General features: G+C 62.2%; 20 protein-coding genes. 11 read left to right on the top strand and 9 right to left on the bottom strand.

From position 1 onward, the window contains the following. Positions 1 to 199: 199 nt before the first annotated feature. The 10 genes from RA21_RS22070 (at position 200) to RA21_RS16445 (ending at position 12,200) form a co-directional block, all read left to right on the top strand. Entirely contained in the window at positions 200 to 1,222 is a 1,023-nt protein-coding gene (locus tag RA21_RS22070; protein ID WP_199275839.1) for a sugar transferase, read from the top strand. An 85-nt stretch (positions 1,223 to 1,307) separates the two neighbouring features. Next, on the top strand, positions 1,308 to 2,774 hold the full coding sequence (locus tag RA21_RS16485) for a hypothetical protein (protein ID WP_039150905.1): 1,467 nt from the start codon (positions 1,308 to 1,310) through the stop codon (positions 2,772 to 2,774). A 349-nt stretch (positions 2,775 to 3,123) separates the two neighbouring features. Beyond that, complete coding sequence (locus tag RA21_RS22065) at positions 3,124 to 4,077, top strand: polysaccharide deacetylase family protein (RefSeq protein WP_206540070.1); 954 nt, start codon at positions 3,124 to 3,126, stop codon at positions 4,075 to 4,077. Beyond that, a complete protein-coding gene (locus RA21_RS16475) occupies positions 4,053 to 5,495 on the top strand; it encodes an O-antigen ligase family protein (RefSeq protein WP_039150902.1) in 1,443 nt (480 codons plus the stop codon). The genes RA21_RS22065 and RA21_RS16475 overlap by 25 nt, the downstream gene beginning before the upstream one ends. Position 5,496: 1 nt before the next feature. Beyond that, on the top strand, positions 5,497 to 6,720 hold the full coding sequence (locus RA21_RS16470; protein WP_039150900.1) for a glycosyltransferase family 4 protein: 1,224 nt from the start codon (positions 5,497 to 5,499) through the stop codon (positions 6,718 to 6,720). Continuing rightward, entirely contained in the window at positions 6,717 to 7,880 is a 1,164-nt protein-coding gene (locus tag RA21_RS16465) for a glycosyltransferase family 2 protein (RefSeq protein ID WP_052257694.1), read from the top strand. The genes RA21_RS16470 and RA21_RS16465 overlap by 4 nt, the downstream gene beginning before the upstream one ends. Beyond that, complete coding sequence (locus RA21_RS16460; protein ID WP_039150898.1) at positions 7,873 to 9,048, top strand: GNAT family N-acetyltransferase; 1,176 nt, start codon at positions 7,873 to 7,875, stop codon at positions 9,046 to 9,048. The genes RA21_RS16465 and RA21_RS16460 overlap by 8 nt, the downstream gene beginning before the upstream one ends. Before the next feature lie 56 nt (positions 9,049 to 9,104). Continuing rightward, a complete protein-coding gene (locus RA21_RS16455; protein ID WP_241483515.1) occupies positions 9,105 to 10,157 on the top strand; it encodes a lipid II:glycine glycyltransferase FemX in 1,053 nt (350 codons plus the stop codon). Next, entirely contained in the window at positions 10,154 to 11,089 is a 936-nt protein-coding gene (locus RA21_RS16450; protein WP_082008984.1) for a sulfotransferase family protein, read from the top strand. Before RA21_RS16455 ends, RA21_RS16450 begins: the two co-directional genes overlap by 4 nt. A 13-nt stretch (positions 11,090 to 11,102) precedes the next feature. Then, positions 11,103 to 12,200, top strand: coding sequence for a GNAT family N-acetyltransferase (locus RA21_RS16445; protein ID WP_039150891.1), 1,098 nt, complete (start codon positions 11,103 to 11,105; stop codon positions 12,198 to 12,200). 33 nt (positions 12,201 to 12,233) lie between these two features. Here RA21_RS16445 and RA21_RS22060 read toward each other — a convergent pair whose 3' ends face one another. The 9 genes from RA21_RS22060 to RA21_RS16400 form a co-directional block, all read right to left on the bottom strand. After that, a complete protein-coding gene (locus RA21_RS22060) occupies positions 12,234 to 13,628 on the bottom strand; it encodes a M10 family metallopeptidase C-terminal domain-containing protein (protein ID WP_052257693.1) in 1,395 nt (464 codons plus the stop codon). Positions 13,629 to 14,029: 401 nt separating this feature from the next. Continuing rightward, positions 14,030 to 15,172 carry a M56 family metallopeptidase gene (locus RA21_RS16435; RefSeq protein ID WP_019298166.1) on the bottom strand — a complete coding sequence of 381 codons (1,143 nt, stop codon included), beginning with the start codon at positions 15,170 to 15,172 and terminating at the stop codon, positions 14,030 to 14,032. Beyond that, positions 15,162 to 15,578, bottom strand: a complete 417-nt coding sequence (locus RA21_RS16430) for a BlaI/MecI/CopY family transcriptional regulator (protein ID WP_019298165.1) — start codon at positions 15,576 to 15,578, stop codon at positions 15,162 to 15,164. Before RA21_RS16430 ends, RA21_RS16435 begins: the two co-directional genes overlap by 11 nt. Before the next feature lie 244 nt (positions 15,579 to 15,822). Beyond that, complete coding sequence (locus RA21_RS16425; protein WP_039150888.1) at positions 15,823 to 16,101, bottom strand: DUF2160 domain-containing protein; 279 nt, start codon at positions 16,099 to 16,101, stop codon at positions 15,823 to 15,825. Then, a complete protein-coding gene (locus tag RA21_RS16420) occupies positions 16,101 to 16,898 on the bottom strand; it encodes a carbohydrate ABC transporter permease (protein WP_019298163.1) in 798 nt (265 codons plus the stop codon). The genes RA21_RS16425 and RA21_RS16420 overlap by 1 nt, the downstream gene beginning before the upstream one ends. Positions 16,899 to 16,911: 13 nt before the next feature. After that, positions 16,912 to 17,775, bottom strand: coding sequence for a carbohydrate ABC transporter permease (locus RA21_RS16415; RefSeq protein ID WP_039150884.1), 864 nt, complete (start codon positions 17,773 to 17,775; stop codon positions 16,912 to 16,914). Next, complete coding sequence (locus RA21_RS16410; RefSeq protein ID WP_039150881.1) at positions 17,775 to 18,875, bottom strand: ABC transporter ATP-binding protein; 1,101 nt, start codon at positions 18,873 to 18,875, stop codon at positions 17,775 to 17,777. Before RA21_RS16410 ends, RA21_RS16415 begins: the two co-directional genes overlap by 1 nt. A gap of 7 nt (positions 18,876 to 18,882) precedes the next feature. Beyond that, positions 18,883 to 19,947 carry an ABC transporter ATP-binding protein gene (locus tag RA21_RS16405; protein ID WP_029205027.1) on the bottom strand — a complete coding sequence of 355 codons (1,065 nt, stop codon included), beginning with the start codon at positions 19,945 to 19,947 and terminating at the stop codon, positions 18,883 to 18,885. Positions 19,948 to 20,104: 157 nt separating this feature from the next. Further along, positions 20,105 to 21,838 (bottom strand): ABC transporter substrate-binding protein, encoded by a 1,734-nt coding sequence (locus tag RA21_RS16400; RefSeq protein ID WP_019298159.1) that lies wholly within the window; start codon positions 21,836 to 21,838, stop codon positions 20,105 to 20,107. Positions 21,839 to 22,105: 267 nt separating this feature from the next. On the opposite strand from RA21_RS16400, the gene RA21_RS16395 reads away from it, so the two are divergent. Continuing rightward, complete coding sequence (locus RA21_RS16395) at positions 22,106 to 23,224, top strand: THUMP domain-containing class I SAM-dependent RNA methyltransferase (RefSeq protein ID WP_039150880.1); 1,119 nt, start codon at positions 22,106 to 22,108, stop codon at positions 23,222 to 23,224. Positions 23,225 to 23,231: the final 7 nt, after the last annotated feature.

Genomic DNA, 23,231 nt, shown 5'->3' with positions numbered 1-23,231 from the left:
CCGGGTTTTCTTTCGCGGCCCGCCCGTTGGGGGCGGCGCTGCAACTCGTATTGATGGCCAGATTAGCGTTTCTGCAAAAAGGGCAAGTGTTGCAAAACGCAGGACCAAGCCTAAGCCGCAGCGAAGGCGTGCCGCCGGGGCGGCAGAGGATGCAGGTGTGGTCGGCGTTGTCTCTGCACCGGCACTTGCATCCGCCCCGGTGGCGAAAACCAGGGGGTTGCTGAGCGGTGCCGAGCTGCGTACCGGCTACATGCCTTCCAGTCCGCTTCTGGATGCGGTGATCAACCGCGGGCTGGCGCTGCTGCTGCTGCCGCTTGTCAGTCCGCTCATGCTGCTGATCATCGTGATGCAGAAACTGCTGGTGCGCGGTCCTGTGTTCTATGCCGGCCGCCGTCTTGGGAAGGACCGCAAGGAATTCAAGATCCTGAAGTTCCGCACTCTGAGCTTCAACGCCGGCACGGTGACCCGCGACCAGACACTGCCGCGCCGGTCCATGACGGAGACAAAAATTGGCATTTATCTGCGCCGCTCGCGGCTGGATGAGCTGCCGCAACTGATCAACATTCTGCGCGGTGACATGGTGTTTGTCGGCCCGCGGCCGATACGCCCGGAAATTGAAGACCTTTATCGTGAAGAAGCACCCGCCTACGAGGAACGCTTCCGCATCCGCCCGGGGCTGGTCGGCTTTGCGCAGGCGCTGATGACCCACGAAACCCCCAAGCATCTGCGGGCCCGGTTCAACCGCATGTGCTGCCGTACGCCAATCCGCTACCGTGCTGCTTTCGGCTTTCTGGCTTATGTCGGCTTTTGCGTGCTGGCAAAATCAGCCCGTCTCGCATTGTCAGGGATCGCGGACCAGTTCCGTCCGCTTGCCGCGCACAAATGGCTGCGGGCTGGCTTCAATTGCCCGCCAGACAGCAAGGTTGAGCTGTCGGCAGGCAACAGCACTCATGTCGGAGCGATTTGCGGTATTTCGGATGAGGTTGTGCAATTTGTTTCAACCCGCCCTTTTCCCGCGGGCGAGCATTTCGTGATGCTGGTGCGCACCCGCAAGTCCGGCCGCATATGCCGCCTGAAGGTGCGGGCGAAAATCGAACATTGCGAACCTGTTGGTATCGGCCGCAGCGGATTTGCCAACTATGCGACCTACTCCACCACAACCAGGGGAGCCAGGCATTTTGTTGAGCGCTACTTATTGCAATCGTCGGTGATTTCGTCATGACCTTAGGCAGGCGGCAGCAGCGGGCCGCCGCCCGCTTATCAGAACAGCACTTCGGGCCGCAGGCGGATCTCAGGGGAGGCCGGCCATGATTGCCCATTACCGCCAGCTGTTGCGCTATTACTGGGGGCTGGTTGCCTTTGCCTTTGTAATTCTGGTCGGCGGCACGGCCACAATCAGCACCTTTTTTCTCTATGTCTCGCCAGCCTACGTGGCATCAGCCAAGGTTTCCTTGCTGCCGACGAAAACGGAACTGGCGTTCAGCCAGAATTTCGTCCGGTCAACCACGATCAACCCGGCAAACCTGCTCGCCCAAACTCATATCGAGTATCTGTTAAGCCGTGAAATTGCAGCCAAGACCGTGGACCGTATGGCGGCGGAGCTTTACGCAGGTCCATCGCCTGAACAGCCCGCAGATGAGGAAGCCGCCGGGCCTGTTGGAGCAGAGCCGCAACCGGCGCGTCTCAATCAGCAGGTGGCGGAGCGTTTCACCAGCTTCCGGCGCAGTGCCCGCAGGATCTACAACATCCTGAATTCGGGGCGGCACGTGCAGCTTGACCCCTACACCGACGCAGTGCTGTCTTTGCAGGATTCCATAAAAGTCGACATGATCGAAGGGACCTACATCCTGAAGATTAAGGTGTTTTGGAACAAGCCAGAGCTGGCCGCCGCCGCCGCCAACTTCCTGGCCGACGAATATGTAGCATATGCCCGCGCCCAGGCTGAAACTGCCTCTCGGCAGATGGAGGAAGTGCTGAGCCAGGAAATTGCCAAAGGCAACGGCAATTTTTCCGAATTGGAGGATCAGATCAACGCGTTGCGGCTGGCGCGTGCCAACAATTTTGCCGCGTTGCGCGTCATTGATCCTGCAATTGCGCCAGTCTACCCGGCCTTTCCGCGGGTGATCGTCAACACTGTCTTTGCCATAGCCGGCTGGGTGATGGCATCGGCCTTTCTGGTCATTTGCGCAGATACATTCTCCAACACCGTCAAAACCGATGCGGACCTGCGGCAATTGTTCGGACCCCGGGTCCTGGGCACAATACCGCTGCATCGCCCCAACCGGGCAAAACTGGCGGAACTCGCCAAGAAAATGAACATGCAATGCAATGCCATTCCCTGGCAGGGAGCGGTGACGGCTCTTGGCAGTGACAAGGAAAGCCGCCGGCTGACTGCAGTGATCGAGGTTGCCCTGCGCCGGCTCAAAGGCCGCCAAAAGCAGAGGGAGGCGCACCTGGAAACCCTGGCCGACAAGGTCGGGGTTCAGAGCGGTACAGCAACCCTTCGGGCGGTGCCCAGCGACACCAGCGAGTCGGTTGTTCACCTTGGGCGGTTGCTGGACGGGCGTGCCGGGGCAGCACGTGTAAACGGTGTCAAAGTAACTGATCTCGGCGGCGCTGATGAAAGCTTCTCAATGGGCAATGCCGGAGGATTCAACTGGGTGGTGGTCGGCATCCGTCCCGGCGCCGTGGCAGAGGAAGCACTGCAAGGCCTGACGGCCCGTCTGCAGGCGCAGGGGGTGGAGAACATTTTTGGGGTCTTCTTGACAGGCTGACAGGAGGTGACCGGGGGTGCTACAGCACAACACATCGTTGGCTGGCGGCCGCCGCAAGTCAGAGCGGCGCTTGGCGCTTATTCTCTGGAGCGGCGGCGTTACTCTCATTCTGATTGCCTGGGCCCTGCTGGCCGCGGGCATTTTTTCCGCAGCAGATGTGCCGGGATGGAGCGGGGCGGCAGCCTTGGGAGGCTGGCTGTGGGTCGCCGATGGCTGGATGCGGAGGCGCGGGGGCGTGCCGTGCCTTACCTGGCACAGCGTCAGCGCGGATGCGTCCTGGCTGCCCTGGGCGGCAGAGACATCGGTCAGGCCCGAAACCCTGGACCGGCAACTTGCGCAGCTTCGGAAGATGGGTTGCACTGTAATGAACACGGCGGAGTTCATTCGCCGCCGCCGCGCTTGCAAGCCCGTTCCCTCCGGCACGGTGCTTTTGCATTTTGACGACGGATATCTGGACAATTGGGTTGCCGCCGCGCCGATCCTGCGCCGCCACCGCATGCAGGCGACCCTGTTTGTCTCACTGGAATTCGCGGCACCCGACCGCCCCGAACCGCAAACCCTGGACGATACCAGCAGCCCGGCGCGCTGGGATGGGTATCTTAGCTGGGGCGAGATCCGGGCGCTGGACAGAGCTGGCCCGGACAAGGTCTTTGACGTGCAGCCGCACGGTGTGGATCATATCCGGGTGCCTGTCGGTCCGCGATCAGTGGGGCGGCTCACCCGTGAAAACTGGAAACGTCACGCCTGGATGCAATGGGCGGCCATGCGCGGCAGCAAGCACGACTGGTATCTGCCGGAGGAACCGCCTGCGGTCCCGGCAGGGACGGCGATTCCTGAAAGCGATGCGGCTCTGGCGGCGCCGGCATTTACAGGCGGGCAGCAGGAGACGGCGGCGGAATACGGCGCCCGGGTTCGGGCCGAACTGGCCCGCTGCCGGACAGAGTTCAAGGCCCGGCTTGGCAAAGCACCCGAACTGTTCTGCTGGCCCCAGAACCGCACCTCCAGCCTCGCCCGCCGCATTGCCGCGCAGGAGGGCTATTGGGCGACCACGGCCGGACAGGGAAGCAACCGGGCGGGGGAGGATCCGGCGGTGATCAGCCGGGTGCATGCGGGGGAAAACGCCGCTGGGTTTGAAAGTGCCTGGATTGACACCTGGCATTTCCACGCAACGGTGCGCTGCTTTCAGGGCAACGCATACTGGTATCTGGTGATCCTGGCTGCGGGGGTGAGCAAGGCCTTGCATAGGCGCGTGAATGCGCGACGGCAACGCAGCCGGCAATGCCAGGGCGCACCCGCGGCATGATCTGGCGGTTGACCGGATATCTGCTGCTGGCAGGCGGGCTTGGCTTTCTGGCGTTGCTGCTGGTCGCCTATGCCGCCGAGTCCCCAAAGAAGGGCCTGATGCTGGTGCCCGGCCTCGCCGCCGGCGGAATACTCACTCTGAACCCCTATGCCGCGGCGCTGCTGCTGGTCGTCTTTTCCCATCTCGATGCTCTGGCGGGCCTCCTGACCAAGGCTCTGCCGCTGTCGGCGTTCAAATTGCTCAGCGTTGCAGCCGTAGGAGGGATGCTGATTCAAAGCTACCGCAAGCCGCGTCCGCTGCGCTTGGGACCGCCCAGCCGGACCAAGTCTCTGGTTGTATTGTTCCTGATCTGGCTCTGCATTTCGTTTTTATCCTGCGAGTTCCGCGCAGCCGGCAAAGAGCATGTCATTGGCTTTGCCAGCGTGATTGTGCTGTTCTTCCTGATTGTTGCCCTGGCTGACACACCGGGACGGCTGCGCGCTATGGTCTGGGTGCTGGTCGGGACCGGGCTGGTATCGGGTTTATTCGTGCTGGCAGAAAGTATGCTGGGCGTGCGGCTGGTGGCAACCGAAGCTGCTGCCACCACCGCCCAGTTCGAGGGCCAGGCCCGCAGCGCCGGCGCTTCCAATTACAATCCAACTACTGCGGCGCATATGCTGCTCTGCACCGTTGTGATTGCTGCGGTTCTGTTCTTCGAACACAAACCTTACAGGTGGTTCAGCGGCGCGGTGGTGCTGGTGGGCATGGCTGCGCTGGTGCTGACGCTGGCCCGGTCGGCGGCGATTGCCCTGATGCTGATCGCGCTGACTTACATGTGGCAGAACCGGACCCGCCGGCTGTTCCCGCTGATGCTGATATGCCTTGCCGCCGCCCTTGCCTCGGCGCTGCCGTTTGTGCCTGAGGTCTATTGGGAGCGTATGGGTACGATCTTTGAGCAGGGGTCTGACCGGACCTTGCTGCGGCGGTTTTCCTATAACCTGATCGGGTTGGAGCTGCTGTGGGAGAACCCGGTTTTCGGCGTCGGCCCCGGCAATTACCCGCATTTCTATGCCGGGGATGATTTCCGCTGGTATCCGGGCCGGGAGCCGGGACCGCGGCAGCTGCACAATAGCTATTTGGAAGTTGCGGCAGAGCTTGGATTAATCGGCCTGGCGCTGTTTATGGGGGTGATGCTGACCGCCATGAGATCGGCGGTTCAGGCCGCGCGCGCCGCGGTGCCAGGCTTGTCGGTTTTTGCCAAGGCGTTGGCCTACGGCTTTGCAGCCTTTTTGATCGCATCGCTGTTCATGCCCAATGAAGACACTAAGTTTATGTGGATCCTGCCCGCACTCTGTGTGGCGGCCCGGACGCTATGCCTTGGGGGAGGCACCGGGACAGCCGGCACAGGCCAGGCGGGCAACGGGGGTGGGGGAAACTGACATGCGGCTGGCAGTTATCGTTACGGAATATCCGAAATTCACTGAAACCTTCATCTTGAGGGATGTGCTGAAGTTTCTGGAGTTCGGGGCTGAGGTCCGGCTGTACCATCTGTCGCCCTATAACACCTCCGAAGTGTTGCATGAGTTTGCGCAGCCAACCCGCGCCATTGCCCGTCACGTCGGGCTGATCAGCCCGGCTACCCTGGCCAGCTTTACGGCACAGCTGGGCAATATGGCGGGGCCCCCGGCAGTGATCGGCACGCAACAGGGCCGCAAGCCGGTTCTGGCCGGGAAGTCCGCCGTGGTGTCTGTTGCCGCCAGCGCAATAGCCCGGGAACTGGCAGACTGGGGCGCCGATCATGTGCATGCAGAGTTCGCAGGCCATCCGGCGACCGCGGCGTGGGTGATCCACCGGCTGACAGGCATCCCCTATTCCGTGAGCTGCCGCGCCCATGACATTTTCCGTACCCAGCGGTTGCTGGCGGAGAAGCTGGGCGAGGCCGCCTTTGTCCGCACCATCAGCAATTACGGACGGGATTTTCTGTCGGAACATGTCCGCGGCCTCTGCGCCGGGGAAATTCAGGTGATCCACTCCAGCGTCGATGTGGAGACGATCCCGCAGCTTGGCCCACCACCGCAGGACGGGCCGTTTCACGTGCTCTATGTAGGCTCCTTGCAAGTACGGAAGGGCGTGGACTTGCTGCTGCGCGCGCTGGCTGCGATGGAGGTGCCGGACTGGCGTTGCTCGCTGGCAGGCGATGGGCCGGAGCGTGCGCAGCTGGAGGCATTGGCGGCGGAACTAGGCCTGGGTGAGCGGGTTGCGTTCCTTGGAAAGCAGGACTTTTCCAAAGTTGGCAAGCTCTATCAAAGCGCCAATGTGATCGCGGTGCCTTCGGTGATCGGCCCCTCCGGGCGCACTGAAGGTATCCCCAACGTGGCGATTGAGGGACTCGCGTTCCAGCGGCCGGTGATTTCCACCAATGTGTCCGGCATCCCGGAACTGATCCGCCCGGGCAGGACAGGTTTCCTGATCGAACCGGGCTCCGTTGAGGAATTGGTCCGGGCGCTGGAAGACGTGCAGGCAGATCCCGTGGCGGCCTACACCATTGCCTGCCAAGGGCGGCGGCTGGTGGAGGAGGAATTTTCGCTGGCGGTCAATGCGCGCCGCCAGTTCGATCTATTCCGCGCCTATTCAGCTTCGGCTTTGGGGAGGGCAGCGGAATGACTCTGCTGTTCTGGGTCTGCGCTGGGCTGATTGGCTTCTCATTAGCGGGCTACGGGCTGCTTTGGTGCCTGCTGGCCGCGGTGTTCGGGCGCCGGGCGCCGCTGCCGCCGGAACAGCCGCTGAGGGCTACGGTGCTGATTGCGGCCCGCAACGAAGAAGCCGCGATCCGAGCCAAGCTGGAAACGGTCCTGGCACAGGACTGCGGCCCGCACCGGTTGGATGTGCTAGTGGTTTCCGATGGTTCTGAGGACGCGACGCTGGAGCAGTCGCTGTCGCTTGGCAGCCCGCGCATCCGCGCCTTTCAGACGCCGGAGCATGGCGGCAAAGCGCAAGCGCTGACCGCGGGGCTGGCCCGGATCGACGCGGATGTGGTGGTTTTCTCCGACGCCAACAGCATGCTGTCACCTGGCGCCTTGCGGCAACTTCTGGCGCCATTTGCACGGCCGGACACAGGCGGTGTATGCGGCCGCCTGCAGCCGCAGCATCGCAAGGGCCGCGGCGGTTGGCTGGCGCGGGCAGAACGCCTGTTCTGGGTGTATGACTCGGCCCTCAAAGCAGCAGAGAGCCGTTTGGGCGGTGCGGTGTCGGCTCAGGGTACGCTCTACGCTATGCGGCGGAAACTGGTGCCTGAGCGGGTGCCTGGCGATGTTGCAGATGACTTTTTCATCTCAGTACAGGCCCCTGCGCAGCACCGGCGCCTTGTGTTTGAGCCGCGGGCGGTCGCGCAGGAGGCGGTCACAAGCCGCACCGGGGAGGAGTTTATGCGGCGGGTGCGTTCCACGGAACGAGGCTGGCGCGGCCTGATGCGGATGCGCCGTCTTATGAACCCTGGCAAATACGGGCTCTATGCACTGCAGTTGCTTTTGCACAAGGGTCTGCGGCGGATCGTGGCCTTCCTGTTGCCGCTGCTGCTGGTGCTGAGCCTCGCGGCTGCAACGGCACATGGCGGAATTTATACTGCGGTCTTGCTGATGCAGATGGTTATCTACGGCGTCGCAGCCGGATCGCTGCTGTGGCCGTTGTTGGCCCGGTTGCCTGGGTCAGGGCTTTGCCGCTTCTTTGTGCTGGGCCATGCCGCAATGGGGTTTGGCATTCTGCGGGCGATGGCCGGGGTGCACAGTGTGCGCTGGGCTCCGGCGCGGAGGGTGGCAGATGAGTGATGGCGCGGCCCTGCGATGCGCAGCGCTGGAACCGCTGCAAACCCGCATCCTGAACTGCTGGGAAGACCTGGCCGTTCTGGAGCCGGAATGGCGCCGCATGCACGAACGCTGCCGCGGGCGCTTGTTTTCTTCCTTTGACTGGCTGGCGGCACAGTACGCTGGATTTGGCTCGCCGGGCGAGTTGCGGGTCATCACAATCTGGCAGGCCAGCCAAATGGTCGCGGCCGCACCCATGTGCCTGATCCGGAAACGGTTCAGCAAGCTGCTGCCCTTCTTCCGGCCGCGGGTGCTGACCGGCTGGCTGTGCCACTACGCGGGCTTTTTCGAATTTCTCGCCACCAGCCGTGAAACGCTGAGGGCGCTGCTGGAAGCCGTATGCAAGTCTGCGCCGCGGGCCGGCATTGAACTGGCACTGTTCCGCGTCTGCACCCGTGACGTGTTTGCCACCCGATGCCTGCGTATTGGAGGGCTGGAGCTGCGGCAGGATCGCGCCCAGGGAAGCTCAATCGCAGAGAACCTCACCGATTGGGACAGTTACTGTGAAACCCGCAGCCGCTCATTCCGCAAGAAAGTCCGCATCAGCGACAGGCTGCTGCAAGAGGCCAAGGCGGAATTGGAAGTTTTTCAGTCGCAGGACACCGCGCCAGTGCAAAGGATGCTCGTGTTGTCGCAACGCAGCTGGAAGCAAACATCAGGAACCGGATTGGCTGCTCTGCAAGGGGGCAGCACTTTCCTGCATGAACTGTGGCGCCGCTTGGCCGCACGAGGCTGCGGCAGCCTGATCCTGTTGCGGGCCGGGGAGAAGGACATTGCTTCTTTTTGCGCGGTCCGCTGCCAAGACACCTGGTATGGCCTGTTCTCGGAGTTTGACGAGGAGTTCTCCGAGTTGTCGCCAGGCCGCAGCGTCATGTACCGGAGCCTGCGGGAGGTGATCAGCCAGGGGCGGCCTGTACGCTTTGAATTCGGCCGCAGGACGCACTACCTGCGTGAATTCGAAACCGGATCCTATCAGGTCCGGCGCCTTCGGGGGGTACGGCGGGGCAGCCCGGCCTATTGGCTGCTGAAGCTTGAGGATGCATTGCGGGAACTGACAGGGGTGCGCGGTCTGCTGCCAAACCGCAAACCGCGGCGGGCCGACATCCTTGCTGGTGGCAAGGGAAGGACCTGATCATGCTGCAGCGCCTTAGCTTTGAAAATGCAGAAATCCATGTCAGTTTGGATCAGGTGCCGCAATCTGCGGCCAGCAGCAGTGTCGAAGCTTTCCTCCAGGATTGCCCGCCCGCTACCTGGCTGCAGTCTCCTGATTTTGCCACTGTCTGCCCGCCGCCGCCGCGCCACCGTTATCTTGTGCTGACTGCATGCTACCCGGATGGCGGCATCGCCGGCTTTGGCGTCGCGCGTCTATCATGGCTCGCGCCGGGGCGGTACTTTGCTAGTTTCCGGCGCGGGCCTGTTACCAGGACGCCGGAGGCGCTGGCGCAAGTACTGCCAGCCTTTGCAGCGCGTTTGCGCCGCGAAGGCTGCTGCTCGATGCAGCTCAACCCGCGCTGGAGCGGTGAAGTGGAAGTCCAGAGAGTCTGTGAAATGTTACAGGCCGCAGGCTGTGTCCGGCTGCCAGTTGGTGCTCAATCTCAACACACGGAAACGGCGCTGGTCGGATTGCACGGCTCCGCAGAGGATTTGCAATCCAGGCTGAAGCAGCGCTGCCGCAGGCAGATCCGCAAGGCGCAAAAGGCAGGGATTGAGGTGCGCCCTGCTGCAAGCCTGGAAGAAGCCCTGCAGTTCAAACCGCTGATGAAGGCATTCTTTCGCGCGCGCGGATTGGGTCTGGAATCTGTGCCGCCGGTAGAGTCGCAATGGCAGATGACGCGAAACAAGGGCGCGTTTCTTCTGGCATGGCAGCGGGGAAAGCTTGTGGCCGGGCATGTCATGATTGCCGATGGCAGCCGGGCGTTCTGGCTGGCCCTCGCGCGTTGTGAGGAGCATTCCAGTGCGGCTGCAGGGTATCCGCTCGTCTGGGAGGCCATGAAAACCGCCCAGGCGCAGGGGTTTGCGCAATATGACATGGCCGGTGCTGTGAGCGTGCCTGACGCTGGCGGCGCGGAAGTTTCCGGTGGGGCCAGAAACCGCGCGCAGTTCAAGTCAGCTTTCAGGCCGGAAGCAGTGCCGCTGGTGCCGGCCTATGTTCTGCCGCTGCGCCAGCCCAGCCATGCTCTGCTGTTCAACCTGCGCCGCGCGTGCCGCGGGTTGCGGCAGCAGGCGGGGGCGGGCGTATGACCACGCATCGTGCCATGCCCATTTTTGTTCTGGGTTTGCAGCGCTCCGGCACCACTTTGGCTGCCAATCTGCTGGCGGCGCAACCCGGAGTTGCCGCCGTGGCGGCGGAGCGTCACCACGGGGTGCATGAAAGTATTTTCTTCTCGCACTTCGCACCAGCCATGGAGCCTTGGCCAAGTGCTGGCTGGCGCGCCGATGCAGCAGGGGATTTCCTGCGCAGCGAATACTACCGGCTATGCGGGTTTTCGCGCAGGTGGGGAGAGCAGGCAGCCGAAGCCAGCGCCAGCCCTGCAGAATTGTTCTGCGGGGTTATGGAAGCGCTGTCGCAACGGCAGAACGCAATGGCCTGGGTTGAGAAATCGCCGCACCACACCCTGCTGGGGCCAGATATAGCCAAGGCTGTGCCCAGAGCACTGTTTTTATGCGTGAGCCGCAGCAACCCGGGCTTCCTGAGATCGCGGCTGTGGTCCTATGGCCGCCGTCCGCCATCTTACCCGCGGCGCGCACTTCTGATCGGGCGGGCCTGTGCTTCGAATGTGTTTCATCAGCGCTGCATGCGCCAGCTGCAGCGGCAACTGGGCAGGAAACGCGTCTTTTTGGCGGACTATGAAACCCTGCGCGCCGATCCGGGCAAGGTACTGGCACCGGTGCTCGCGGCCGCCGGGCTGGAGGCGGACAGCATCCGGCCGCCGGAATATGCTCCGAACTCCAGCTTTGCCAGCCGGGACCAGCGCAAACAGGCACTGACGGCGGCGGATCTGGCTGTCGCAAAGGCCGCGCAATTGATTGCCTATGGCGTGCCGCAGACGCTGCTTGCAGCAGCTCAGCGGCGGCGTGCCAGCCGGCGGCCGGCAGACTTTCCTGTCTGGGTCTGGCCGGCAACCGTGAATGGCCCCCCGCGGGACGCCTGGTCCCGGGATCCGGCAGAATAAGGAGGAAACCTGAATGCCGACACTGCGTGCCGAAGTTGCTTGCAGCCTGCCTGAACTGCAGGCGCTGGAAGGGCAGCTGACGGCCCTGTCTGCGGCGGCCGGCGCCAGTGCCTTTGACAGGCCAGGCTTTTTCCTGCCGTGGGCACGTGCTGCAATTGCCGAAGGGCAAAGACCTGTGTGCTTGTGTCTGTGGCGGGGCGGGGACCTGGCCGCCTTCCTGCCGCTGTTCCGCCGGCGCGACTGGAAAGCGGCCTTGGCCTGGCGCGCAGGGCCGCCTGTTTACGGGTCATCCCCGGCTTTTGATCTGCTGTTTGACCCGCAGCTGGACCAGCACGAATTGTCCTCGGCCTTGGTTCAGGCCTTGGAACAGATGCGCTGGCTGGACCTTACCTTTGAAAACCTGCCGGAGAGCAACCGCCTGGGCCGCTGTCTGGCTCAGGCATTTGAACGGGGGGGCTACTGCGTCGGGAACCGTGCCGGCTTGGGCTATTACCTGGTAGAAGGCGTGGCAAGCGGCGCTGAGCTGGAGGCACAGCTCAGCAGCAAGAACCGCCGCAACCTGCGTTCAGCCGAGCGGAAACTGGCAGCCAGCTGCGAAGTCTGCCTGAGCCCGCCTGACGATGACCCGGAGGCCGCGGTAAACGTGCTTAGGGCGGTGGTGTCTGCCAGCTGGAAGAATTGCCCGCGCATGCGCCACGTCGGCTTACAGCTATACGAAGACCAGATTCGCGGCTGCGCAAGGGACGGAACACTGCGGTTCTGGTCGGCTTCACTCCGGGGGCAGCCTGTTGCCTTTGTTTTCAATCTGGCAGACCGGGGCGGAACGCATCACGGTTACTTCACAGCCCTTACGCCCAACGGGGGCGAGCTGGGGGCCGGTACCGCCCTGATGTTCAAGTCTATCAAACACAGCTTGGATGAGGGGGCTGTGTCCTTCAATCTCTGGTCCGCGCGTCATAACCTCAAGCGGATGGCAAACAGCCGGATGCAAACCTGCAGCCTGCGTATCAGCCGTGCCAGCCTGGGCGCGCGTCTGCGTCTGGAGACTGCCAGCCAGTTGCAGCTTCTGCGTCAATCTCTCAGATCAGGAAAACCCCGCCCGCGGACCTGAAACAGGGACGGGCAGGACGGCAGCAACCCCTGCTCAGGACCCGTTCAGCAGAAAGTCGCTGTTGGACAGATCAGAGTAGCTTACCCCCTGAAGCAGAAGGCTGTCTTCTCCCTGTATAATCAGCACTCCACCGTCTTCGCCTGCAACACTCCGAAAACGTAGTGCGTTCAATTCCTCCGAGGTGAAATCAAGGTGCACCTGATCGGAACCCACTGCAAAATCAGTGATGATGTCCTGGCCCGCCCCGGTTTTGAACGTGAAGGTATCATTACCGCTGCCCCCCTTTAGCGTGTCCTCACCGGCGCCGCCGTACAGCACGTCCTGGCCATTGCCTCCGAAAAGCTTGTCCTTTCCGTTGCCGCCGAACAGCTTGTCCTCACCGCCTCCGCCGTGAATCTGGTCGTAGCCCTTCCCTCCGTGAACTTCGTCCCGGCCAGAGTCGCCATACAGCCTGTCACCACGGGTTCCGCCATAAACTGTATCATCGCCGCTGCCGCCAGAGATGGTGTCAAGTCCACCACCGCCCCGAAGCAGATCGCTGCCTCCGGCCCCATCAAGCCAGTCCCTGCCATTGAATGCTCGAACGGCATCAGCATTGCCGGTTCCCTTCAGAACATCGTCGTTCGGGGTGCCGGTAATGGTGTTAAAACCGGGTTCTTCCACCGGCGGTTCGGGTGTTGAAGGCTGATCCGGATTGATTTCGCTGACATATACGGGGTCAGCTTCGGTGCCATTGCGGTAAATGCCAACCGAGTGCTGAAGCGCATCCAGCGGGTTCAGGCTGTAGTGGCCATCATTGCCAGTGCCAGGATGGTCAACGGTGATTTCGGCATTCCGAACCGCCAAGGCCGCGTCATAGTCGTTTACGTTGGCGGTAAGGCCGATTTGAACGCGGTCGATTTCCCCATTGGCATAGCGCGTGTCCATGGTCTGGCCCTGCTCGTCCACGACGAGCTTACCATCCAGATACAGCTGAATTTCTCCGCTGTTTTGATCACCGGGACGCATGACGATCTTCAAAGTGTACCATTTTCCGGTCTGCAGCAGTTCATCCTGATCCGCCGGCCACAACTCTTTGATACCGATCTTGCCGCGTTCGACCCGGATCAACCCGTCACGGACTTGAATTCGCACACCCGGGTTGAACCCGCTGCTAGAGGCGTTGCTCTCAAGGTCTGCCAGATAAATATGGCTCAGCGGATTGCCATCCGGGATCATGAACTCAAACTCGGCGGTGATCAGACCGGAGGCATCAGTTGAATTGATTGCAGTGCTATAGGCCGACTTGCCAACCTTTTCGCCTGCCGATCCTGCCCGCATCAGGGAAACGCTGCCATCTTCCGAGATGTCGATGCGGCCGTCCTGAAGCTGAAGAATAGTATTGAATTGGCCGTATCCGCCAATCGGTTTGTAGTCCGTCTGGTACATGCCCGTCACCTTTTACCCGTAAGCTAACACTTGCGCTTGTTGTGGACTTGGCATGTACCAAAAGAAAACCCTCAGGCTCCGCCGTGCTGCTGCCACAGCGGGAACCTGCCAAATACATGCAGATGAAAGGTGAAAACCCGCTGACTAAGGCGCTAACCGCCTGGGGTTGAAGCGGTTTAGCGTCAGTTTTCGGGGGCTAAGAACGCATGTTTCCCGCTTCGCGCCGCGCTGAAGCAGTCATTTTCCGCCGCGCTGACCTCTCTCAGAGGAGGGAGCAACGGAGTTTTTTCTTGAAAGGGTGGATCGCCTGCGCAAGATTGCGTCTTTAAGTTAACTGGTGGCAGCTCCCGGTGCCACCTGCCAAGATCACTGTGTTCACAGGTGGCGACTGGCCGGGAGAGTTACTGGCTTGGCACAGCAAAGCCGCCGTTCAGGGCACTGACGGCAAGCTCCGGAGTGCTGTTGCGGCTGGCCATGCGCTCCAGGTTGACGATCGTCGACAGCATGATGCGGTCATGGCTCCAGTCGCTGGGGCGTTGCAGCAGCACCGCCGTCGCCAGCACCACCCCGGCCATCGTCAAAGAGACCAGCCCCCAGCCAAGGGAGTTCGGCCCCCGCGGCTGAACCGCTGTCACCGCAATGATGCGGCGTTGCAGGGAGGCTCCGCGGCGGGTTTCGCGGCGGTCTACCAGCGCCACAGCGGGGCTGCGGCGGGTGAACAGTGCCGGGCCGCGCGCGGCAAGGGCACAGGCACGGATCAGGCATTCGCAATAGGCGCGCACATCAAACGCAGGCCGCGCCATCAGCGCCTGGTCGCAGGCAAATTCGCGCAACAGACGCACCTCGCGCCGCCAAAGGTAGAAGGCGGGATTCCAGAATAGGGCAGGGCGCAGAAGCTCCAGCAGAAACTCGCATTCGATGTCGCGCTGGCGGAAGTGCTGCAGCTCATGCGCGATGGTCAGGCGCAGGTCACGCGGATCATTCAGCAATGCCGAGGGCAGCACCACATAGCGCCGCAGCAGCCCTCGGGTGGAATAGGCCACGCGGATGTCATCGGACACCATCAGCTGTACCCGGCCAATGCGTTTCCAAAGGAAGGAGCCGGCCAGGTTTTGCCGCAGGCGGAAGACAGAGGCCGCCACATGCGCCAGGCAGATGAGCGCCCCAACAGCAAAAGCCGCTGCAACGGCCTGCGCCCAGCCGGGTTGCAGGCTGGTGAGGCCGCGTACCGCATCTTCGCGCAGGCCGAGGGTGGCCTCAAAAGTTCCGGCACTCATGCTGACATTGCCCTGCAGATACTGCGAAACCAGCATGTCAGAGAAATTAGGCGGATGGGCGATGACAAAGCGGGTAAACGCTAGGATCAGCAGCGGCGAGGCCGCCAGCAGTACCGTCATTCCGTTCAGCAGCCGCAGCTGCGGCCGGTAGGCGCGCCCCAGCGGACTGCGCGCCAGCGCCTTGCGGGCGGCGAACCACAACAGGGTGCCCGCCAGCAGCAGGATATTCAGATCAATATAGGCATTCAGCAGAACATCAGCGTTCATTATCCCCCAGCCTTTCCTCCAAGAGCGCCCGCATCTCCTCGAGCATCTCGTCGGTCACATCCTCATCATCGACCAGCCGCGCCACCAATGCGGCGGGCGCGCCGTTGAAAAGCTTGCTCGAAAGGTTTTTCAGAGATGTTTTCTGATACTCTGCCTTGGGAACGGCGGGGCGGTACACCAGGGAGCGATCCTTGCGCTCGCTGGTGAGAAAGCCCTTCTGTTCCATGATCTTGAGAACCGTGGCCACCGAAGTATAGGCGCGTTCCTGCATCTTGTTCAGCTCGGCAAGGATATCACGCACGGTGCCGCCGCCCATGTCCCAGACCACGGTCATGAATTCCAGCTCAACCTCGGTCAGCAGGGAAGTGTCGTGTTTCTTGCGCATCGCCTCGGCAGTCCGGCTCATGTGATCGTTCCAGTCATGCTAGGGGAAGCAGGCTTCCGTGAAAACTATTTTTTTAGAAGATGCGCGGCAGCGGGGCTTTTGTTGTCACAATGTGCGCTGCCGCGCGAGTCTTCTCAGCAGGTTGCAGGGTGATGGCCAGTATTCGCGATGGTGCCTGGCGCATCCGTTCGGGGTCTTGGCTGAGACGGCCTTGAAGGACGGGTTTGCCTTCAAGGCCTGTCCCGACTTTGTTTGAAGTCGCGGGTCAAACCTTCCAGAAGCAGAAGATGCCCCAGGCGATCGACAGCCCCAGCGGCCACCACAAGGGCATCCCCACCAGCCCCAGCCAGGCCAGGAAGATGTAGGAGGTTCCCAGCAGGCTGATGAACAGCCGGTCGCCGCGGGTGGTGGTGAGGCCGAGCACGCCCTTGCGGGCTGCGCCGCCAGGGTGGCGGATTTCGGCGATGATCAGCACACCGATGGCGCTGAAGATACCGATGAACAACAGGGCAGTGGGCCAGGTCCAGGCCATCCATGAAAGCATTACACCCTCCCCATCGCGAAACCCTTCGCGATGTAGTTGCGGACAAACCAGATCACGATGGCGCCCGGAATGATTGTCAGAGTTCCCGCAGCCGCCAGCAGCCCCAGTTCATAACCCGCGCTGGAGGCGGTTTTGGTCATGGTGGCGGCAATCGGCTTGGCGGCGACGGCGGTCAGGGTCTTGGCCAGCAGCAGCTCCACCCAGGAGAACATGAAGCAGAAGAAGGCCGCCACACCCACGCCTGCCTTGATCGATGGGATAAAGATCGTCGCGAAGAAGCGCGGGAAGGAATAACCGTCGACAAATGCGGTTTCGTCCAGCTCCTTGGGCACGCCGCCCATGAAGCCCTCCAGGATCCACACCGCCAGCGGGATATTGAACAGGCAGTGCGCCAGCGCCACCGCCAGATGGGTGTCGAACAGCTCCACCGCGGAATAGAGCTGGAAGAACGGCAGCGCGAACACCGCGGCAGGCGCCATCCGGTTGGTCAGCAGCCAGAAGAACAGCTGCTTGTCGCCCAGGAACCGGTAGCGGCTGAAGGCATAGGCCGCCGGCAGCGCCACCGCGATGGAGATCACCGTGTTGATCGACACGTAGGCGATTGAGTTGATATAGCCCCAGTACCAGCTGGGATCGGTGAAGATGGTTGCGTAATTGTCCAGCGTGAAAGTCTGCGGGAACAGCGAGAAGCCCGACAGGATTTCATTGGTCGTCTTGAAGCTCATCGCCACCAGCCAATAGATCGGCAGCATCAGGAACAGGATATAGACGATGGGGACGATGGATCGTTTCTGCATCTGGATCCCTCCCTTAGTTCAGATCGTCCTTGGTCATCAGCGTGTAGAACAGCCAGGAGACCAGGAGCGTGATTGCGAAATAGATGAGCGACATGGCCGCAGCGGGGCCGAGGTCGAACTGGCCAAGCGCGATTTTCACCAGGTCGATCGACAAGAGCGTGGTGGAGTTTCCGGGACCGCCGCCTGTCAGCACAAACGGCTCGGTGTAGATGTTGAAGCTGTCCATGAAACGCAGGAGGATGGCGATGGTCAGCACTGTTTTCATCTTGGGCAGCTGGATGAACCGGAACACCGCCCAGTTGGAGGCGCCGTCGATCTTGGCCGCCTGGTAATAGGCGTCGGGGATCGACACCAGGCCGGCATAGCTCAGCAGCACCACCAGCGAGGTCCAGTGCCAGACGTCCATGGTGACGATGGTCACCCAGGCCGCAATGGGGTCCTGCGTCATGTCATAGGAGATGCCCAGCACATGGTTCAGGAAATAGCCCAAGAGGCCAATGTCGGGCAGGGTGAAGATGTTCCACATCGCGCCGACTACGTTCCACGGGATCAGCATCGGCAGCGCCATCAGCACCAGGCACACCGGCACCCAGAACCCCTTGCGCGGCATCGACAGCGCAATGGCGATGCCCAGCGGCACCTCGATGATCAGGATCAGGAAAGTGAACAGGAACTGGCGGCCAAGCGCCGCGTGGAACCGGTCGGAGCGCAGGATCTGCTGGAACCAGTCCAGCCCCTGCCAGAAGAACACATTGTCGCCAAAGGTCTCCTGCACAGAGTAGTTGACCACCGTCATCATCGGAATGAGCGCGTTGAAGGCGACCAGCGCCAGCACCGGCAGGACAAAGAACCAGGCTTTCTGGTTTTCGGTTTTCATCAGGCTGCTCCTTGTTCGCCGGTGGCATTGGCCGGGGCGGTGGCAAGCCAGCCGTCCACGTAAAGCCGGGTCATGTCCTGGCGGAAGGCCAGGTGCACGGCGCTGCCTTTTTCCGGCGCGGCGCCTTCTGTCACGGCGTTGATGCGGCAGCCGCCGGCCTCGCACTCCACCACTGTGTGGCGGCCGATGTCAGAGACCTTGGTGACTATGGCAGGCAAGCCGTGGCCCGCCAGCGAGACAAACTCAGGCCGGATGCCGATTTCGGTCTGACCCTCCGCGGCGCCTTGAATGGGGCCTTCCAGCGCAATCTGCTGACCGGCAAACACGGCCGCACCGTGCTGCAGCTCGCAAGGCAGGATGTTCATCCCGGGCGAGCCGATGAAATGGCCGACAAAGGTGTGCGCGGGGCGCTCGAACAGCTCGACGGGGGTGCCGATCTGCACAACCTCGCCCAGCTGCATCACCACAACCTGATCGGCAAAAGTCAGCGCCTCGGTCTGGTCGTGGGTGACGTAGATCATCGTCGCCTTCACCCGCTGGTGCAGCTCCTTCAGCTTGGAGCGCAGCTTCCACTTCAGGTGCGGGTCGATCACAGTGAGCGGTTCGTCGAACATCACCACGTTGACGTCCTCGCGCACCAGGCCGCGGCCCATGGAGATTTTCTGCTTGTTGTCGGGGCTGAGGCCTGCTGCCTTCTGCTCCAGCATCTCGGTGACTTCGAGCATCTCGGCAATTGCCATCACCCGCTGGTGCACGGTGGCCTCATCCCGGCCGCGGTTCCTGAGCGGGAAAGCCAGGTTATCGTAGACCGTCATGGTGTCGTAGATCACCGGGAACTGGAACACCTGGGCGATGTTACGCTGGTCCGGGGGCAGGGCGGTGACGTCCTTGCCGTCGAACAGGATCTGGCCCTCGGATGGCACCAGCAAGCCGGAGATGATGTTCAAGAGGGTGGATTTGCCGCAGCCTGAGGGACCGAGCAGTGCATAGGCGCCGCCGTCGGTCCAGTCGAGGTCGATTTCCTTCAGCGCGTAATCCGAGTCGGACTTAGGTGCCGAAAGATAGCTGTGGCGCAGTTTGGAGAGTGTTATTTTAGCCATTGATGCCTCACGCCGCGCGGCTGCCGTCGGGGGCAAAGAAATATGCCTGCGCGGGGTCCATGTAGAAGTCGTGCAGCTCACCCACCTGGTAGGGGTGGACGCCGTGGGCCAGCGAGACCCAGCTGCCGGAGCCCATGTCGAAATGGGCAGAGCTTTCAGAGCCGGAGAGTTCTGTCACCTGCACCTGGCCTGACAGCTGCACATCAGCGCCGTTGCGGGGCTGCGGCAACACATGGTGCGGGCGGATCGCGATGGTATAGGTGCCATCGGCCAGACCGGCTGCGTCGCCAGCCAGCTCCCAGGTGACGCCGGCGCCCAAGCGGGCCATGCTGCCCTGCTTGGTGATCTCGGCGGTGTTGATCGGCGGATCGGAGAACACCCGCGCCGCATCGACATTGCCGGGGTTGCGATAGATCTCTGCGGTGGGGCCGAACTGGGTCACGCGGCCGTCGCGCATTAGCGCGGTCTTGCCGCCCAGAAGCAGCGCCTCTTCCGGTTCCGAGGTCGCATAGACCACCACCGCACCGCGGCCTGCAAACAGTTCGGGCAGCTGGTCGCGCAGCTCCTCGCGCAGTTTGTAGTCGAGGTTGGCCAGCGGCTCATCCAGGAACACCGCGCGGCTTTCCTTGGCGATTGCACGGGCCAGGGCGCAGCGCTGCTGCTGACCGCCGGACAGCTCGTGCGGGCGGCGGTGCAGCATCGGTTTCAGCTGCAGGATTTCCGCAGCCTCTTCGACGCGGCCTTCGATTTCCGACTTCGCCATCCCAGCCACTTTCAGCGGCGAGGCGATGTTCTCATACACAGTCATATGCGGGTAGTTAATGAAGAACTGATGCACCAGGCTGATGTTGCGTTTCTGGGTGCTGAGACGGCTGACATCCTCGCCATCCATCAGCACCTGGCCGCTGGCCATCGGGTCGAGGCCCGCCATCAGTTTAATGAGTGAGGTCTTTCCGGAGCCGGTAGCGCCGAGGAGGACGTTAAAGTGACCGGGCTCCAGCAGCAGGGAGGTTTCCTTGATGTGCTGAATGGCGCCGACGCGCTTGGTCACACCCTTGAGTTCGAGTGCCATCTTGCTTTGACTTTCTGGCAGGCGGCCTGTTCGCGCGCGGGGCAGGGGCGCGCTCTGATCTTGGGGAAGATGGCCCCGGATGACGGGAAAGGGTCTTCCGGGGCCTGATGCAGCCCGGCCAGATGATGGGGATCGCTGGCCGGGCCGGGAGGAGGCCTTAGTTGGTTGCCCAGCGGGCCACCAGCTCGTCATAGTTGACGGTCTGGCCCTGCGGCTTCTCGTTTTCCAGCGGGGCTTTGGCGCCGCCATTGGCGTACCACCATTCCGCGTCTTTCTCTTCGTTCAGACGCGGGCCGCAGCCGCCATAGACATTCGCCTGCTCGTCTGCACGCTGCATACGGCCCATGGTGATGTCCATTTCCTCGGCCAGACGGTCCATCGCTTCCTGCGGCGTGAAGGCGCCGGAGTTCACGTCACCGATCTGCTGCCACCAGATCTGGGCCAGCTTCGGATAGTCCGGCACGTTGATGCCGGTCGGCGACCATGCCACACGGTCAGGCGAGCGGTAGAACTCGACCAGGCCGCCCAGCTTGGGTGCGCGCTCGGTGAAGCTCTCGTGGTTCACGGAAGAGTCGCGGATGAAGGTCAGACCAACGTGCGATTTCTTCACGTCCACGGTCTTGGACACCACGAACTGGGCATAAAGCCAGGCCGCCTGGGCACGGTCCAGCGGGGTGGACTTGAGGAAGGTCCAGGAGCCCACGTCCTGATAGCCGACCTTCTGGCCTTCTTCCCAGTAGGGGCCGTGCGGGCTGGGCGCCATCCGCCACAGCGGGTTGCCGTCGCCGTCGACCGTGTTGTTGCCTTCGGACTGCGGCTTCACCATGTCGGCGGTGAAGGCGGTGTACCAGAAGATCTGCTGTGCCACGTTGCCCTGTGCCAGTGCCGGCAGCGACTGGTAGAAGTCATAGGACGCGGCACCCGGAGGCGCGTATTTGCGCAGCCATTCGTCCCACTTGCGGATCGCATAGACCGCTGCCGGGCCGTTTGCCGCGCCGCCGCGGGTCACGCTGGCACCAGCCGGGTTGCAGGAGCCTTCTTCCATGCGGATGCCCCATTCGTCGATCGGCACCCCGTTCGGCTCACCTTTCGAGCCGGCACCGGCCATTGACAGCCACGCATCGGTCATCCGCCAGCCAAGGTCCGGCGCGCGCTTGCCATAATCCATGTGGCCATAGATCGCGGTGCCGTCGATTTCCTTGACCTGCTCGCTGAAGAACTCGGCGATGTCCTCATATGCGGACCAGTTGACCGGGACGCCCAGGTCATAGCCGTATTTTTCCTTGAACGCGGCCTGCAGGTCTTCGCGGTCGAACCAGTCCTTGCGGAACCAGTACAGGTTTGCGAACTGCTGGTCGGGCAGCTGGTACAGGTCGCCGTCCGGGCCGGTGGTGAACTGGGTGCCCATGAAGTCATCCAGGTCGAGGCCGGGATTGGTCACGTCCTTGAACTCGCCTGCCATCATGTCGGTCAGGTTGTACGCCAGCTGCAGGCGCGAGTGGGTGCCGATCAGGTCGGAGTCATTGACGTAGCCGTCATAGAGGTTCCGCTTGGTCTGCATCTGGGTCTGCACGGCCTGGACGACCTCGCCTTCACCCAGGATCTGGTGGTTCACCTTGATGCCGGTGATTTCCTCAAACGCTTTGGTCAGCACTTCGGACTCATAGCTATGCGTCGGAATGCCTTCCGACAGCACGTTGATCTCCATGCCTTTGTAAGGTTCCGCGGCCTTGATGAACCACTGCATCTCTGACAGCTGTTCATCCTTGGTCAAAGCCGACGGCTGGAATTCTTCATCAATCCATTTTTTGGCCGCCATTTCGTCGGCATAGCCAATTGATCCCGCAACCACCGCACAAACGGCTGCTGCGGAGAGAAGATACTTACGCATCTCTTCCTCCCTGAAAGTCTCTTGAGGCCAGCTGCGCGTTGCCTGCACCTGACTGGCATAGAGCTTTCATAGGTTGGATTGCATTGTCAAACTAATTTTTTAGTAATGCTTATTGTATTGAATTCATTTGGAAATTGTTTCCTCTGTTGAGCGTCAACGCTATGCCGCAGCGCGGCATCTGCGGTTGTAACGCAACGGCAGTTTCTCTCATGGCGCGACCGGAAAAAACAGTCGCCGCGGATCTGCTTTGCGTCTAAGGAGGGCAGCATGACGCAAGAAAGCACATTCGAGATCTTCCTGACCGCACCGCCGGGACTGGAACAGGCGCTGCTGGCTGAGGCCAAGGAGCTGGGCTTTGCCGCGCCCAAGGCGGTGCCGGGCGGGGTCACGGTGCAGGGCGATTGGCGCGAGGTCTGGCGCGCAAACCTGTGCTTGCGCGGCGCTGCGCGGGTGCTGGCGCGGATCGGCGAATTCCGCGCCTTCCATCTGGCCCAGCTCGACAAACGGTCGCGCAAGTTCCCCTGGAGTGACGTGCTGCGTCCGGATGTGCCGGTGAAGGTGGAGGTGTCCACCAACAAGAAATCCAAGATCTACCACGCCGGCGCCGCTGCCCAGAGGGTGGAAAAGGCAATTGCCGAGACCCTCGGCGCCCCCGTCACCAAGGACGCAGAGCTGACGGTCAAGCTGCGCATTGAGGACAACCTCTGTGTCTTCAGCGTCGATACCTCGGGCGAGGGTCTGCACAAGCGTGGCCACAAATCCGCTGTTGGCAAGGCGCCGATGCGGGAAAATCTCGCTTCCCTGTTCCTGCGCGAATGCGGTTTTAACGGCAGCGAGCCTGTGGTCGATCCGATGTGCGGCTCCGGCACCTTCGTGATCGAGGCGGCAGAGATCGCCAAGGGCCTGCTGCCCGGCCGCAGCCGCAACTTTGCCTTTGAGCAGCTGGCAACCTTCGATGCGGACGCCTGGGCAGAGCTGAAGCAGCAGGGCGAGGCGCGGAAAACGGACATCCTGTTCCATGGCTCCGACCGCAACGCGGGCGCCGTGGAGATGGCCGCTGCAAACGCGGAGCGGGCGGGCGTGGACGATTGCACCCGATTTGCACAGGCCGCGGTCAGCGCCCTGCAGCGCCCGGATGGCCCGCCGGGTCTGGTCATCGTCAACCCGCCCTATGGCGCCCGGATCGGCAACAAGAAACTGCTCTATGCCCTTTACGGCGCGTTGGGGCAGGTGCTGACGGAGCGGTTCTCCGGCTGGCGCGTGGGCATTGTCACCTCGGAATCCAGCCTCGCCAAGGCGACCAATCTGCCGTTCCTGCCTTTTGGCGCGCCGGTGGCCCACGGCGGGCTGAAAATCCGCCTGTTCAAGACCGATCCGCTGCCCTGAGCCCGTC

Origin of the sequence: Leisingera sp. ANG-DT (genome assembly GCF_000813785.1) — a bacterium.
Taxonomy (GTDB): Bacteria; Pseudomonadota; Alphaproteobacteria; order Rhodobacterales; family Rhodobacteraceae; genus Leisingera.
The sequence above is the reverse complement of the archived record's forward strand: the minus strand, read 5'-3'. Positions and strand labels throughout refer to the sequence as shown.